The sequence below is a fragment of the Micromonospora sp. C51 genome (assembly GCF_018070435.1).
In the GTDB taxonomy this organism is placed as follows: domain Bacteria; phylum Actinomycetota; class Actinomycetes; order Mycobacteriales; family Micromonosporaceae; genus Micromonospora; species Micromonospora sediminimaris.
This window is the reverse complement of sequence record NZ_JAGPXQ010000002.1, coordinates 21,422-35,615: the sequence shown is the minus strand read 5'-3', so window position 1 is coordinate 35,615 and position 14,194 is coordinate 21,422. Positions and strand designations below refer to the sequence as shown.

Here is a 14,194-nt window from a genome sequence, read left to right as displayed (position 1 = left end):
GGCGCTGGGCAGCTGGTCCGGCCACCCGGCCTGAGCGCCGCATTAACGGTCGCCTCAGATTCGCTCGGTACCACTAGGCCTCAGACAAGCGACGTAACCCGCAGTAGGGGGCTAGTGATGGCAGTCAACGCAGCGCCGCCCGGGCAAGCGCCAGCCGGTGGGTTGGCAGGCCGGTGGCTGCCGCGGTCGGTGATCGGACTCCGTACCACGGAGCTACATCGGTCGGCCCCGCGGAGGGACGACCGGTACGGAACCTTCGGCCAAAGCTTCTCGGCATGGATCTGACACAGGCCGTGCTCGAGCACCCCTACCTGGTGCTCGGTCTCTTCGTGCTCATCGAGGGGCCGGCGGCGACGATCACTGCGGGCACCCTGGTCGGCGCCGGCGCTGCGGCGTTCTGGCCGATCTGGGTGATCGTCGCGCTGGCCGAGGTGGTGGGCGACAGCCTGCTCTACCTCGTCGGCCGGTCGGCCCGGCGGCCCTGGGTGGCGTCCCTACTGAGCAGGCTCAAGGCGACGGCGCTGCTCGACCGGCTGGCCGGGATGTCACTGCCTCGGCTGGTGATCACCGCCAAGCTCGTCGACGTCTTCGCCCTCCCGGCGTTCGTGTCGGCGGGGCTCGCCGGGCTCCCGTACCGGAGATTCGCCGCCTGGGTGGGGGCCACCGCCGCCGTACGCGGCCTGGTGCTGATCGGTCTCGGCGCTCTGTTCGGCAGCCAGCTGTCCGGCCTGCTCGCACTGCCCGGCGGCATCTTCCTGCTCACCGCGGCCGTCGCCGTGCCGGTCGCTGTCTTTCACCTCGTCATGAAGCGATACCACCGACGAAAGGTAGTTCGTCCCATGCGCATCCTCATCGGTGCCGACACCTACGCCCCTCACGTCAACGGGGCGTCCTACTTCGCCCAGCGCCTGGCCGTGGCACTGACCGCTCGGCACGAGGTGCACGTTGTCGCGCCATCGACGGACACCCGCAACCATGCCGGCATGTCCAGCGACGGCGTCGTCGAGCACCGCGTGCGTTCCTTGCCGGTGCCGGGCCACTCACGTTTCCGGTTCTGTCCGCCACTGGGGCTGCGCGCGGCAGCCCGCCGGATCCTCGACGAGATCCGGCCCGATGTGGTGCACGTGCAGAGCCATTTCCCGCTGTGCCGGGCGCTTGTCGACACGGCGCACGAGCGCGACCTGTTCGTCATCGCCACCAACCACTTCATGCCCGAGAACCTGATCCATTACCTGCCCATCGGCAACGCTGGCCGGACGAGGGCGCACGAGTGGGCATGGCGCGACGCCGCCCGGGTGTTCGCCAAGGCAGACATCGTCACGGCTCCGACCCCGTACGCCGCCGCGCTCGCCGTCGTCTCCGGTGTGTCCGGGCCGGTCCTGCCCATTTCGTGCGGCATCGACCTCACCCGCTTCCGTGAGCAGGCGCCCGCAGCCGAATTCCGATGGGCCTACAGCCTCGCGCACAAGCCCACCATCACGTACGTGGGCCGGCTCGACGCCGAGAAGAACCTCGACGTCGTGATGCGGGCATTCGCGCTGGTGCGGCGCTCCCTCGATGTCCAGTTGCTCCTGGTCGGCACCGGATCCGAGGGCCGGGCGCTGCGGTCGCTCGCCGGGGAACTGGGCGTCGCCGAGCATGTCACGTTCACCGGCTTCATCCCTGACGAGGACCTTCCCTCCGCGTACGCGGCGTCGGCGGTCTTCGTCAACGCGGGTACCGCCGAGCTGCAGAGCCTGGTCACGCTCGAGGCGATGGCCAGCGGAAGGCCCGTGATCGGCGCCGATGCCGCAGCTCTGCCCCACCTCGTACGGGACAAGGAGACCGGCTACCTGTTCCCGCCCGGCGACGTTGTCGTGCTCGCCGAGCGACTGCTCACCGTGCTCTGCGACCCGAAACACGCGGACGAGCTGGGGCACCGGGCTCGTGCCGTGGCCGAGCAACACGACCAGACCCGCACGGTGTCCGCGTTCGAGCAGCTCTACCGGATCCGTCCGGCCCGTGAGTCGCCGGCGCCCGCCGAGGTCGCCGCATGACAGCGACGATCGTTCGAGCGGGCACCTCCCGCTGGTATCGCAACGTCCAGTTGAGCCTGGGCCTGGGCACGGCGGCCGGGGCGGGCCTGCTGCTGGTCGGCGACGTCGACCCGGTGGACCAGATGGTCAGCGAATCGATCCGGACGCCGCCGGGCGCCGTCCTGCTGGCCCTGGCGGCGTGCGGGCTCGCGACAGCCGGCGCATGGCTCCTGGCCGGCGCCCGGCGCGTGCTGCCACCAGCCTGGCCCCTCACCGTACTGCTGTCGGTGTGGTGCGTGTCCCTGGTCGCGGTGGTGGTGTTCCCCACGAACCTGCCGGGGACCGAACCGGACGTCGCCGCCGCGGTGCATCGCTTCGGGGCGGCGCTGATGGCGGCGCTGCCACCGCTTTTCGCCCTGCTCATCGCCAAGCGTGCCGGGCGCGGGGCCGACCCGGCCCGGATCCGCTGGCTGCGCGCGGCCGGGTGGTCCGCGTTCGCCGCGTGCGTCGCGTTCGCGGCGATGAACGGGCCGGCGGTGCTGCTCGGCCACGGCCGTCTCCCGTTCGCAGGCCTGGCCGAACGGGTTCTGCTGGCACTCGTGCTCGTCGTAGTCGGCCTCTGCGCCTGGGTGCTCGACGGGGAGGAGCGGTCCCGATGGACCTGATGGCCATGATCGAGAACGCGATGACCTCTCCGGCCATCTACCTGGCGATCCTCGCGCTGTCGATCCTCGACGCGTTCCTGCCGTTCCTGCCGTCGGAGTCGGTCGTCATCGCGGCGGCGGTCTTCGCCGTGTCGGGCATCACGTCGCTTCCGCTGATCATCGTGCTCGCCGCGCTGGGCGCCTTCGTCGGTGATCACATCGGCCACCTCATCGGGCGCTTGTTGCGCGAGCGCCATTCGGGCGGTCGCCTGATCCGCACCGCCGACAGGATCGCCCCGCACCTGCACCGCCGGGGCGGCGCCCTGATCATCGCGGCCCGGTTCGTCCCCGGCGGCCGCACCGCGATCGTGACCGCCAGCGGCGCCACCGGCTACCCGCTTGCCCGCTTCACCCCGTTCACCGCCCTCGCCGCCGTCACCTGGGCCGGCTATTCCGGCCTGGTCGGCTACCTCGGCGGCGCCGCCTTCGAATCCAATCCGACGCTGGGCCTGGCGGTCGGCCTCGGTCTCGCCCTGTCCATCACCGCGCTCGGCGAAGTGGTCCGCTACGTGTTGCGCCGCCACCGAGCGGCGACCGCGGCCGGATGACGTCGTCGGGCAATGCGATGCCCGCGTTTCCTCCAGGCCCAGAGGCAGACGAGCCCGGGGATCGTCCACCTCCTCGTCAAGGGCTTCGGCACCGTGGTCCACGCGCTACGTGGCGCGGCGCCGACCATCGCCGCGTCCGCAGCAACGCGACCGCCGGCATGCTCCGCCTGCTCGTCACCGACCTGAATAGCACCAGCGGGTTGCGCCCCCGATCGGTGCGGCCGGCATCCTGTGCGCACTGGTGGCCATGCTGACGCTGTCACCAGCGATGCTCGTGGTGCTTCCACAGGCGATCTGGCGCCATCCCGCGGGGCCATCCCCGAGGGCCGCCGTCCCTTGTCCTAGGCCGCGCCGCCGGAGCGGGGGCGGGTCAGCGCACCGCGCTGTCCTCTCCGGCGACGCGGCGCGCGATCGGGGCGGGCGGGGTCGCGGCCGGAAGGTCGACCCGGAGCAGCGCCCCACCGCGTGCGGAGCGGGCGACGATGGCCCGGCCGCCGTGGGCGTCGACGACCCGCCGCACGATCGACAGCCCGAGACCGGATCCCGGCAACCCCCGGGCGCTGTCGGCGCGGTAGAACCGGTCGAACACCCGCGGTACGTCGGCGGCGTCGATGCCCGGCCCGGCGTCGTCGACCTCGAGCACCGCCGACGCGTCCTCGGCACGGAGCCGGACCTGGACCGGCTGATCCGCGGGAGACCACTTGCCGGCGTTGTCGATGAGGTTGAGCACCGCCCGCTGGAGCGCAGCGGCACGGCCGCTCACCCACACGGAGGTCACGTCGAGCGCAATCTCGATGTCGGGTACGCGGGAACGCGCCCGGGTCACGGCGGCCACCACCACGTCGGCGAGGTCGAGCAGTTCGGTGTTTTCGTCGCTGACGTCACCGCGGGCGAGGTCGGTCAGCTCGGCGGCAAGGGTGCTCAACTCGGCCACCTGGGCGCCGACATCGTTGAGCAGCCGGGTCAGGCTCTCCGCCGGCAGTGCGCCGTCCAGGGTGCCGCGCCGATCGAGCCGGATCAGCAGCTCGACGTTGAGGCGCAGGCTGGTGAGCGGGGTCTTGAGCTCGTGGGCGGCGTCCTCGGCGAGCAGCCGCTGGGCCTGCCGGGAGTCCCGGAGCGCGGCGAGCATGTCGTTGATCGACTGGATCAGCCGCCGGATCTCCCCACCGCCTTCATCCGGGATGTGGGCGTCGAGACTCCGGGTGTGCGCGACACGTTCCGCTGCGGCGGTCAGCCGGTCGATCGGTGCCAGCCCGGTCCGCGCCACGGTCCGCCCGACAAGGGCGCCGCCGACCACGCAGAGCAATCCGATCAGCAGCATACCGAACCCGAACTGGTTGATCGGGCTGTCGTCGACGACGCGGGCCACCTGAACCGCGCCGTCGCCCGCCCGGAGCGTGTAAATGAGGTAGCCGTCCTCATCGCTGTCGTTCGACTCCATCAGGTCGGCCAAACCGCCCTGCGCCACGCGCCCGGCGTGCTCGCTGACCGGGGGCAGCGCGGGTTGGCCGGCCGGCGTCCGGGTCGAACCGTCGGGCAGGATGACCCGCACCAGCGGACCGGACCCGGGATACGGCGGTAGCGGAACCTGCGCCAGACCGGCGCGCTCCGCGGTCGCCGCCAGGACGCGGGAGTCGGCGCGCAACTGATTCTCGGCGCTGTCCCGCAGCTGCCAGTCCAGCAGCTCGCTGGATACCTGGAAGGCCAGGAACACGCTGACGGCGATGGCCGTCGCCGCGATCACCGTCAGCCTGGTCCGCAGCGACCGCCGGCGCCACCATCGGGTCAGCCGGCGCGGTTCCCGGCCGGCGGGCCTGCTCACGGAGGAGTCTCCCGCAACGTGTATCCCAGGCCGCGCAGTGTGTAGATCAATCGTGGCTCACCCTCGGCCTCCATCTTGCGGCGCAGGTAGCTCACGTACACCTGGAGGTTGTTGGCGGTGGCGCTCATGTCGAAGCCCCAGATCGCCTCGAACAGCGCGTCGCGGGTCAACACCCGGGTCGCGTTGCGCACGAGGACCGCCAAGAGAGAGAACTCGGTCCGGGTCAGGCGCAGGGGCCGCCCACCCCGCCACGCCTCGAACCTGTCGGGATCGAGCCGGACATCGGCGAACGACAGGATCTGCGACTCGCCGTTGCCCGGCGTGCGCCGGCGCAGCAGGGCCCGCACCCGGGCCAGCAACTCCTCGGTGGCGAACGGCTTGGGCAGGTAGTCGTCGGCGCCCGCGTCCAGCCCTGCGACCCGGTCGGAGACCTGGTCACGGGCGGTCAGCATCAGCACCGGCAGATCCCGACCCGCGGTCCGCAACCGCCGGCAGGTCTCCAACCCGCCCAGGCGCGGCATCATCACGTCGAGGATCAGCAGATCCAGCGTGTCATCGCCGGCCCCACCGACCTCGTCGAGCACGGCGAGACCGTTGGCGACGGTGCTGGTGTCGTAACCCTCGACCTGGAGCACCCGCTCCAGCGACGCACGGATTGCCGGGTCATCATCCGCGATCATGATCCGCACGCCGCCCCGCCCCCCTTCCAGTCGATGCCTTGCTGCTCATCGTCCCCGATCAAGCTGAGGCCAGGATTAGAACGTCGCTGGGGACCGTGCGCTCTTACACGCACTGGCCAACACCCACGCGCACGAACCGCCCCCTCAAGGGCTGGACGGGGCGTAGGCGAGCAGGTGAGTAGTACCCGGCCATGCTGGGTATGACCAAGACGATCGAAACTCTGGAGGAGCTCGAGATGTCTGCCATTATTCGACGGGTCAGGGATTTCCTGCGCAGCCCACGCGGGCGGCAGTTGATGGAGCGTGGCCGCCAAGAGGTCAGCAAGCCGTCAAACCAGCGCAAGTTGCGAGAGGTCACGGCCCGGCTAGGCAAACGCCGCTGACTGAACCGCCCCGGCGTTGACCGCGGCGGAAGCTGCGTTGGCGACCGCGCGGTGCGCTGGCACGTTGGCGCCACCGACGAACTGGCCGTCGCTCGCCGCACGCGGCGCTGAAGGGTGATCCGCCACCCACACCAGGGCCGCGCTCGCCGACATGCTCAGCACTGAAGGGCTGACCACCGGCAAGGGCAAGCCGCTCACCGTCGGTGGCCACGCGGCGGGTGGCTCACGTCTTCGAGGGCTTGGCGTTGCGCCGGGCTGAGGCGGTCCGGTCTGGTGGTGATGGTGTAGCTCTGGGGCTCGATGGTCCGCAGGACGAGCGGATCGGCGATGGCCGGGTGAAGTTGGATCGCCTCCAGGGCGGCGGTGAGGCGGTCCCGGGACCAGTCGAGCGCGGTCACCATCCCGGACCTGCCCGCACCGGACCCGACGCTGCACCTCGACCTGGCCAGGTACGAAGGCGTCTACGAGCGCCCCGGCACCCGGTACGAGGTGTCCGCCGACGGTGGCAGGTTGTGCCTGACCCTGGTCCTCGACCCGATGCATGCCGAATTCCTCCAGAAACCAGACCGCATCAGCTACGAGTTCCTCCCGGTTAGCCAGACACATTTCCTGATGCCGCCGGCCGACCCGTTGGAGGACACCCAGACGGTCGCGATCTACGACTGCACCGACGGCGCTGCCCGATACCTCCACACCAACTGCCGGGTCCACCCACGTTCAGGTTGACGCGCTGACAAACACCGATCCGAACTGGCAGGGGCCTACACTCGCCGCGATCGGCGGCCTGCCGGCCCTGCTCCGCCGCCGGTAGCAGGTCCGGCGGCGCTCCCCATCGGTCGGAACAGTGACGGCCGTGCTCCGGGTCAGGCCGGGGCGATTCGGTGATCCGCCGGGACGGGTGCTCACCGGCGACCCCCGAGAACGGCGTGGGTGACCACGCCGACGACGGCGATGGTCGCGGCGCAGGCAGCGGCCGAGGTGGTGGCGGCCGGCTGCAGCATCCAGGTCAGGATCTCCTGGTACAGGTGCCCGCTCGCCGGCCCGGACAGGATCACCACGAGTGTCCACCCGACCGGGAAAAGCCAGGCCCACTGCGCACCCCAGACTGCTCCGACGGCGAGGAGCCCACCGAGCCCGGCGGTGTTCCGGATCATCAGCGCCGCCGTCGCCAGCGGTTCGCCGGTCAGCGCCGGCGCTGCGGCGATGAGTGTCGCGGTGGCCATCACCGCCAGGACGTGCGCGGCGCGGCGGGGCGGCCACGGGAGGGATGCCGTCCGCTCCAACGCGGGATCGGCGTCGACAAGCCCGGGCCCGAACGCGACGGTGGCGACGAGCGTCGACAACAACGCGACCGCGAGCCTCAGTCGCGGCTCCTCGGCCGTCTGGCCCAGCCACCACAACACGAGTACGCCGGCCGCCGCCGCCCCGGCGGCGGCGGGGACGCCCCGGCACCGCAGGTACAAGGTGAGCCATCTCATGGGGGGTCACCGACCAGAAGGTCGAGCAGGTTCACCTCGGTGCAGGCCAGCGCCGCCCTCCGCAGCGCGGCGACGCGGTCCCGCTGCTCGGCCGCCGGGAACGCGCGAAGTGCCTGCCACGTCTGACGCGCCGCGTCGCGGTCCGGGCCGTCCGGTGGCGCACTGTCGGCCAGCCAGGCGGCCGCGGCCAGCCGCGCGACGCGGTTCGCCCAGGCCGCGTCGGGTTTTCCGATGGTGTACGCACACGGCCGGGTGCCCGCCCCGTCGAGGAGACGCCACCGCAACTCGTCAGGAGTTGCCTTCGCACCACCCCATGGCGCGAGCTCGAGTTCCACGAGCAGCACATCCCTCGGTCGTGGTGTCGGCTGGGTCTCGTACCAGGATTCGGGGATTTCGTGGACCGAGGTCGGTGCCTGCGGGAGCTTCGCCGACAACGTCGCGAGCGCCTGCCGCGCCGGATCCCGCAGCTCCGCCAGCGCGCTGGCGTGAACCCGGGTGACACACACCTCTGGCCCCGGTCCGGCGCTGCAGACCAGCGCGGCGGCGGCCGCATCGGGCACCGGCAGCCGCTGCCGTCCGTCGGGGAGTATCGCCAGGGCCACCACGGCCGCCACCACGGCGGGCAGGGCCGCCGCCATCCGGGCGGTCCGGGTGCCGCAGAGGAAGCTGGCGAGCGCGCTCACCGCCAGGCCGACCAGCCAGACGGTGTGGGCGACGCTGACTCTGCCCAGCACCGTCACGAAGTCGCCCCAGAACCCGAACGGTGACGGAGTCAGCAGATGAACGATCTTCGGCACGTGGGCGTACCCCCGGTCGGTGATGGCGACGAGCGCCACGGTGGCACCGACGACGGCGGTGACGGGTGGGGTCAGGCGGAACGGGACGAGCGCGCCGACGGTCATGCCCAGCCAGACGCCGGACACCATCCACAGCACACCGACACCGGCTATCACGATGGACTGCCCCGGCAGATAGCTCGCATACGCCGCGACCTGGGCCGCGCCGCCGACGTACATCAGGACGTAGCCGGCGGCCCCGGCGAGCGCCATCGCCGTGGCTGCCGGCAGCACCCGCTGCCACCGCGGACGGGCGGTCGCCGCGACCAGTTCCTCGGTGCGGCAGCGGCGGTCGCGGCCGGCCTGCCACGCGCCCAGGCCGAGTGCCATGGGCCAGAGGATGAACAGGTACTCCCGCTGCCAGAGCGCCAGCAGCATCCAGCGTCCCCCCCCCAACCGTTAAGGGCGACATAGAGCAGGGCGATACCGACCAGCGCGGCGCCCAGGGCCGTCCAGGGCGCCACCGACCGATGAATCTCGATGCGCATGATCCTCCTGGTCATGCGGTGCGCTCCCCCGCCGCGCGATGCCGGCGCAACAGCTCGGTGTACCCGCGTTCGGCCGAACTGTCGCCCACCCCCTCGCGGCCCAGTTCCACCAGATCCGCCGGACCACCGTCGAACACCAGCCGACCGGCATCCATCAGCACCACGTTCGTGCAGGCAGCGACCACGTCCTCCACCAGGTGGGTGGAGACGACGACACAGGTGTCCTCGCCCAGTTCGCGCAGCAGCGAGCGGAAGGCCAGCCGCTGCTCGGGATCGAGACCTACCGTGGGCTCGTCCAGCAGCAGGATCTCCGGGTCGTTGACGATCGCCTGCGCGATGCCGGCCCGTCGTACCATCCCACCGGACAGCGTCTTCATGCGTGAGTCGCCACGCTCGGCCAGGCCCACGCGTTCCAACGCACGCTGGACCGCGTCCGGGATGTCGTGCGCCGGCACCTCCTTCAGCCAGGCGAGGTATTCGACGAACTCCCGCACCGTGAACCGGCCGTAGAACCCGAATTCCTGCGGAAGGTAGCCGATCGACCGGCGCAACGTCCGCAGGTCGGGTCGTGCGTGCACGGGGTGACCGAGTAGTTCGAGCACGCCGCCAGCTGGACGCGACACGGTCGCGAGCGCCCGCATCAGCGTCGTCTTGCCGGCACCGTTGGGTCCGAGCAGCCCGTGCACGCCGTTGCCCATCGACAGGTCGAGGCCATCGACGGCAAGGCGCCTGCCCGCTCGCACCCGAAGCTCCACCGCCCGGATCGCCCACGCGTATGTCGTCGGTGCCAGGAGCGCGGCACTGATCCCTTTCCTCATTCCGTACCTTCTTCTCATCGGAGCTCCGCATAACCACTGCGACGAGGCAGGAGGACGAGAGCCACCACCACGGTCAGCGCCGCCCAGCCCGGCAGGGCGGCCTCGGTCAGCAGTACCGGCAGCCGGGCCGTGACGATGCTCGGTCCGACGACCACGGTGGCCCAGAGCAACGCCAGGCCCCACGCCGCCCTCGGCAGGCCGACCACCTTGCCGAGCGCCAGCGCACACGCCGTGAACGCCAGGCAGGGCATCAACCAGCGCGCCGGGGATGTGCCAACCACCCAACCGGCCACCGCCAGCACCGGGATCACCACCACGAGCACGACCAGGGTTCGTCGCAGCACCATCCCGAGGCCGGCCCGGGCGGTCGCGACGACCAGTTCGTGGGCCGGATCGAGCCGCCGGGTCCAGGCGGTGGCGACCCCGAGGAGCGGCGCGACCGGAGCCAGGAGCACCACCAGCGACGGCGGTGCCGCACCTCGGCCGGCGGCCGCCAGGTCGAACCCGAGCGCGACCAGCACCACCAGCACCGTCGTCACGAGCCAGGGAACCAGCACGGGCGTCACCCACCGGGCGGACCGGGCAGGCATCCACCGGCGCCGGACAGTCGCCGGCTCGGCGGCGGACTTCGCAGCGTCCACCTTCACCCAGACGGCGGCCAACAGCGCCATCGTGTCACCGTCGCTGGCGTCCGCCAGCTGACTCCGGCAGTCGGCACATTGCTCCAGGTGCGTCTCTATCGCCCACAGGACATCCGTGGCGATGCCCGGATCACCGGCGGCATAGCGGCCCAATGCCCGGACCGGGATGTGTGCGTTCACGACAACGCCTCCCGCAGTGCCAGTCGCGCGCGACGGGCGCGAGTTTTCACGGTTCCCTCCGGAAGACCGAGCATGAGCGCGGTCTCCCGGACCGATAGTCCGTCCAACACCAGTGCGTGCAGCACCTGGCGCAGCTCGGGCGCCAGCCGGCGCAGAGCATCACCCATGTCGTCGCCGATCGCGTCGGCCAGCACCACATCCTCCGCCGCCGGCGAGTCCTCCAGGGCCAGCGGCAGCGGCACCGCCTGAGAATCCCTCGCGCGTCGCCGAAACCCGTCGACGAGCCGCCGCGCGGCGATCGACCACAGCCAGCCGACCGCGCTACCGGCGCTCATACCCGCGTAGGAGTCGGCGGCCCGCCACACCGCGAGATACGTCTCCTGGATGACATCGGCGATCAGGTCGTCGTCCGCGCAGCGACGGCGGAGACGAATGAGCAACCACGGAGACGTCCGGCGGTACAGTTCGTCGAACGCCGCGCCGTCGCCACGCGCGATCCGCCGCAGCAACTCCCCTTCGTCTTCCCTCACGTCCATACAGACGCCGACCACCAAGATCAGGTTCTCGTCACGGGCACCAGCGTAGCCGCCGATCTCGGCTGTCGAGGCTGCTCGCAGCACGCAGGAGTGGCGTTGATAACCACGCCGGGGGATGCCACGTCGGCAGCGGGGCACGTACATCCTGCTGATCTCCGGCGGGAGAACACAGCCACACCCACTCCCTGACGTGCCCGAGGTGATCGAGTAATGAGCCCTTTTCATCCTGACCCTGCAGGTCAGAGGAGGTGTGCGTAGCCCCGGGATCGATGAGGGCGAGGCTCCAGGTAAGACAGCAAATCGACCAAAACCCGATGCCCCGACCGGGAGCCTCGCCTGTGCTGTCTTACCCGTCCACGATCTCGTTGTCCAGCCGGACCCTCAACCACCTCGCCGACCGCATCCGCCAGCACCGTAACCAGCAACGATCCAGGTGGCGGCGCCTCGACGCGGGACGCCAGGCACTACTCGCCCTTGCCCATCTACGTAACGGCGACACATACACCCGGCTGGCCTGCGGGTTCGCGATCGGCGTCGCCACCGCCTGGCGCTACGTGCAGGAAGCGACCGCCCTGCTCGCGGCATCCGCCGACGACCTGGCCACCGCGATGAAACGCATCCGCATGCTGGCGTACGCGATCCTGGACGGCACCCTGATCCCGATCGACCGGATCGCCGACCAGAAGCCCTACTACTCGGGAAAACACAAACGCCACGGCGTGAACGTGCAGGTCATCGCCGACGCAGCGGGCCGCCTCGTCTGGGCATCGCCCGCGCTACCCGGATCGGCTCACGACCTGACCGCTGCCCGCACGCACGGCATCATCGACGCGCTGACCAGTGCACACGTGATGACCTTCGCGGACAAGGGCTATCAGGGCGCCCACGGCAGCGTGCGTACCCCGTTCAAGCGGCGCCGCTTCCGGCCGAAGCTGTCACGCAGGCAGAAAGCCGTGAACCGCGCCCACGCGAAGATCCGCGCCCGCGGTGAGCGAGCGATTGCCACGCTCAAGACCTGGAAGATCCTCGCCAAGCTGCGCTGCTGCCCACGCCGAGCCACCGCGATCGTGCAGGCCATCCTCGTCCTGCACCACACCGAATCCAACCGCTACACAGGATGAAAAAGGCTCAATAGCCACGCCAACTCCAGCCTTTGTGGGCTGTGGATTTCGGCAGTCGAGGCCGCGGCACCAGAGACAGCCCGGGATGGACCTTTGCGTCGCACAGCTGGCGTCATTGTTCAAGACGTCCGGTCGCTGCCGGCATAGCCTTCCCCAAGACAGTTTGGGAAATGGGACGAGGAGCCGGTGGACGAGTTCGCGAGCGCGGTCCTGATCGCAACGGTGCGGCGCGCGCTCGCCGAGGAGGCGATCGCGGTCCCGGCATACCCGTCGGGTGGTCCGCTGATGCCGCTCGAGGCGAAGCGCCAGCTCCTGGCCGGCATAGCGCAGGCCCACGGACTGCTGCCACTGCTGCGCGTGGGCCTGTTCCTGCCGCGGCTGCCGCCGGATCCGGCCCTGATGGCGCTTGCGGCCGCCAGGACCCCCGACGACCTCTTTGCGCGGTGGGGCCGGCTGGAGCGTTTCACCCACTCGCGCCACCGGGTCGTGGTGCGCGAGGCGGGCCCGTCCCACCTCGTCGCCGAGCACGTCGGGACACCCGGAGCTCCGCCCGAGCCCGCCGAGGATGCGCTGATCCTCGGCGTGCTGACAGCGTTGCTGGCGGCGATCGGTGCGCGCGAGGTAAGGGTCGCGCTCGACCCACGCCAGGCGCTGATCGTGTACGCCGACGGGGTCTTCACCGCCCCACCGCCCGGTCACGCCACCGCGGTCTGGCACTTCGCATGGTCATCGCTCGCGCCGACGGCAAGGGCGGATCGGCCGGTCACCGGAACCGACGTGGCAGCCCGGACCCGGCGTCTGCTCGCCGGCAACCTCGCCCACCGCTGGACGTTGGGTTGCCTGGCCACCGAGCTGGGCATGGCGCCACGCAGCCTGCAACGCCGGCTGCAGGCCGAGGGCGGCTTCGCCGTGCTGCTCGCCGCCGCGCGCGCCGAGGCCGCCGCCGACCTCCTGATGAACGCCGGACACTCGCTCGGCGTGGTCGGTTTCGCCTGCGGCTACGCCGACCAACCACACTTCACCCGCGAGTTCCGGCGCCGGACCGCCATGACGCCGGCAGCGTACCGAGCGGCGTTCGCCCGCCCGACCTCCCAGCCTCACCTCGGCAACCGGGACCACCAATCCGCGCGAGTAAAGGAGGCGGGGCGATGAACCTCGCAGGCAGAACGACTCTTGTCACAGGCGGTGCCAGGGGCATCGGCCGAGAGCTCACTCGGCAGCTTGTCGAATGTAGAGCACAGGTGGTGGCGGTCGGACGCGACTACGGCCAGCTCGCCGCGCTCGAGGCCGAGCATGACGGCCGCGTCCACCCCTGGGCGGTCGACCTGGCCGACCCCGACGCGGTCGATGCCTTCATCGGCGAGGTCACCGACCGACACCCCACTCTCTCGGTGGTGATCAACAATGCCGGCGTGCAGACACTCACTGACTTCCTCGGTGCCGACCCGCATTCCCTGCGGCCGGCCGTGCGTCGCGAGGTCGCCGTCAATCTCGACGCCGTCATCGCGCTGTCCACCGGCCTGTTGCCACACTTGCGCCGGCAGCCCTCCGCAGCGATCGTGAACGTCTCCACCGGGCTGGCACTGGCGCCCAAACGGTCGGCACCGGTCTACTGCGCGACCAAGGCGGGTGTGCGCACCTTCACCCGTGCGCTTCGCTACCAGTGTCAGGACGCAGCCCCGAACGTGAGGGTGATCGATGCGGTCATGGCCCTCGTCGACACCGATATGACGCACGGGCGTGGCCGCGGCAAGATCAGCGCGAGTCAGGCGGCGACAGCGGTGCTCGACGGCATGCGCCGCGGCGGCGACGAGCTCTACGTCGGCAGGACCAAGCTCCTACGCACGATCATGCGGCTCTCACCCACGCTCGGCTACCGCGTCCTACGGAACGGCTGACCCGGCCGCCGGACCCGCTAGCCGACCGGCCACGCGCACGGGTCCA

General features: G+C 70.8%; 15 protein-coding genes. 8 read left to right on the top strand and 7 right to left on the bottom strand.

The features are described 5' to 3' along the window. Positions 1 to 275: 275 nt before the first annotated feature. Genes KBX50_RS03125 through KBX50_RS03115 form a run of 3 tightly spaced genes read left to right on the top strand, consistent with a single transcriptional unit; the run spans position 276 to position 3,267 of the window. Positions 276 to 2,036, top strand: a complete 1,761-nt coding sequence (locus KBX50_RS03125) for a glycosyltransferase (protein WP_210934497.1) — start codon at positions 276 to 278, stop codon at positions 2,034 to 2,036. Further along, the gene (locus KBX50_RS03120; protein WP_210934495.1) at positions 2,033 to 2,680 is read left to right on the top strand and encodes a DUF998 domain-containing protein; all 648 of its coding nucleotides are present in this window, start codon (positions 2,033 to 2,035) and stop codon (positions 2,678 to 2,680) included. Before KBX50_RS03125 ends, KBX50_RS03120 begins: the two co-directional genes overlap by 4 nt. Further along, a complete protein-coding gene (locus tag KBX50_RS03115) occupies positions 2,671 to 3,267 on the top strand; it encodes a DedA family protein (protein ID WP_247673059.1) in 597 nt (198 codons plus the stop codon). The genes KBX50_RS03120 and KBX50_RS03115 overlap by 10 nt, the downstream gene beginning before the upstream one ends. A 370-nt stretch (positions 3,268 to 3,637) precedes the next feature. On the opposite strand, the gene KBX50_RS03110 is transcribed toward KBX50_RS03115, so the two are convergent. Together KBX50_RS03110 and KBX50_RS03105 are read right to left on the bottom strand one after the other, a co-directional pair. Continuing rightward, positions 3,638 to 5,089 carry a HAMP domain-containing sensor histidine kinase gene (locus KBX50_RS03110; RefSeq protein ID WP_210934493.1) on the bottom strand — a complete coding sequence of 484 codons (1,452 nt, stop codon included), beginning with the start codon at positions 5,087 to 5,089 and terminating at the stop codon, positions 3,638 to 3,640. Next, positions 5,086 to 5,778, bottom strand: a complete 693-nt coding sequence (locus KBX50_RS03105; protein ID WP_374224567.1) for a response regulator transcription factor — start codon at positions 5,776 to 5,778, stop codon at positions 5,086 to 5,088. The genes KBX50_RS03110 and KBX50_RS03105 overlap by 4 nt, the downstream gene beginning before the upstream one ends. 191 nt (positions 5,779 to 5,969) lie before the next feature. On the opposite strand from KBX50_RS03105, the gene KBX50_RS03100 reads away from it, so the two are divergent. After that, positions 5,970 to 6,152, top strand: a complete 183-nt coding sequence (locus KBX50_RS03100) for a hypothetical protein (protein WP_210935161.1) — start codon at positions 5,970 to 5,972, stop codon at positions 6,150 to 6,152. A gap of 363 nt (positions 6,153 to 6,515) precedes the next feature. Next, positions 6,516 to 6,878: a hypothetical protein gene (locus KBX50_RS03095; RefSeq protein WP_210934489.1), complete on the top strand. Its 363-nt coding sequence runs from the start codon at positions 6,516 to 6,518 to the stop codon at positions 6,876 to 6,878. A gap of 176 nt (positions 6,879 to 7,054) precedes the next feature. On the opposite strand, the gene KBX50_RS03090 is transcribed toward KBX50_RS03095, so the two are convergent. From KBX50_RS03090 to KBX50_RS03070, 5 genes are all read right to left on the bottom strand, one after another. Next, complete coding sequence (locus tag KBX50_RS03090; RefSeq protein WP_210934487.1) at positions 7,055 to 7,630, bottom strand: hypothetical protein; 576 nt, start codon at positions 7,628 to 7,630, stop codon at positions 7,055 to 7,057. Further along, positions 7,627 to 8,844 (bottom strand): hypothetical protein, encoded by a 1,218-nt coding sequence (locus KBX50_RS03085; RefSeq protein WP_210934485.1) that lies wholly within the window; start codon positions 8,842 to 8,844, stop codon positions 7,627 to 7,629. The genes KBX50_RS03090 and KBX50_RS03085 overlap by 4 nt, the downstream gene beginning before the upstream one ends. Before the next feature lie 121 nt (positions 8,845 to 8,965). Further along, on the bottom strand, positions 8,966 to 9,772 hold the full coding sequence (locus KBX50_RS03080) for an ABC transporter ATP-binding protein (RefSeq protein ID WP_210934483.1): 807 nt from the start codon (positions 9,770 to 9,772) through the stop codon (positions 8,966 to 8,968). Positions 9,773 to 9,786: 14 nt separating this feature from the next. Further along, on the bottom strand, positions 9,787 to 10,593 hold the full coding sequence (locus KBX50_RS03075) for a zf-HC2 domain-containing protein (RefSeq protein WP_307870818.1): 807 nt from the start codon (positions 10,591 to 10,593) through the stop codon (positions 9,787 to 9,789). Next, positions 10,590 to 11,123: an RNA polymerase sigma factor gene (locus tag KBX50_RS03070; protein WP_374224566.1), complete on the bottom strand. Its 534-nt coding sequence runs from the start codon at positions 11,121 to 11,123 to the stop codon at positions 10,590 to 10,592. The genes KBX50_RS03075 and KBX50_RS03070 overlap by 4 nt, the downstream gene beginning before the upstream one ends. A 344-nt stretch (positions 11,124 to 11,467) precedes the next feature. Between KBX50_RS03070 and KBX50_RS03065 the strand changes: the two genes are divergently transcribed. The 3 genes from KBX50_RS03065 to KBX50_RS03055 all read left to right on the top strand — a co-directional run bounded on the left by KBX50_RS03065 (position 11,468) and on the right by KBX50_RS03055 (position 14,148). Continuing rightward, complete coding sequence (locus tag KBX50_RS03065; RefSeq protein WP_210934479.1) at positions 11,468 to 12,250, top strand: transposase family protein; 783 nt, start codon at positions 11,468 to 11,470, stop codon at positions 12,248 to 12,250. A 186-nt stretch (positions 12,251 to 12,436) separates the two neighbouring features. Then, positions 12,437 to 13,402 (top strand): AraC family transcriptional regulator, encoded by a 966-nt coding sequence (locus tag KBX50_RS33200; RefSeq protein WP_210934477.1) that lies wholly within the window; start codon positions 12,437 to 12,439, stop codon positions 13,400 to 13,402. Continuing rightward, entirely contained in the window at positions 13,399 to 14,148 is a 750-nt protein-coding gene (locus KBX50_RS03055) for an SDR family oxidoreductase (RefSeq protein ID WP_210934475.1), read from the top strand. The genes KBX50_RS33200 and KBX50_RS03055 overlap by 4 nt, the downstream gene beginning before the upstream one ends. Positions 14,149 to 14,194 lie beyond the last annotated feature (46 nt).

Bases quoted from the DNA above. Each gene is read 5' to 3' on its own strand.
- KBX50_RS03125 (WP_210934497.1), top strand. From the start codon at position 276: ATGGATCTGACACAGGCCGTGCTCGAGCACCCCTACCTGGTGCTCGGT.
- KBX50_RS03120 (WP_210934495.1), top strand. From the start codon at position 2,033: ATGACAGCGACGATCGTTCGAGCGGGCACCTCCCGCTGGTATCGCAAC.
- KBX50_RS03115 (WP_247673059.1), top strand. From the start codon at position 2,671: ATGGACCTGATGGCCATGATCGAGAACGCGATGACCTCTCCGGCCATC.
- KBX50_RS03100 (WP_210935161.1), top strand. From the start codon at position 5,970: ATGACCAAGACGATCGAAACTCTGGAGGAGCTCGAGATGTCTGCCATT.
- KBX50_RS03090 (WP_210934487.1), bottom strand. From the start codon at position 7,630: ATGAGATGGCTCACCTTGTACCTGCGGTGCCGGGGCGTCCCCGCCGCC.
- KBX50_RS03085 (WP_210934485.1), bottom strand. From the start codon at position 8,844: ATGCTGCTGGCGCTCTGGCAGCGGGAGTACCTGTTCATCCTCTGGCCC.
- KBX50_RS03080 (WP_210934483.1), bottom strand. From the start codon at position 9,772: ATGAGGAAAGGGATCAGTGCCGCGCTCCTGGCACCGACGACATACGCG.
- KBX50_RS03055 (WP_210934475.1), top strand. From the start codon at position 13,399: ATGAACCTCGCAGGCAGAACGACTCTTGTCACAGGCGGTGCCAGGGGC.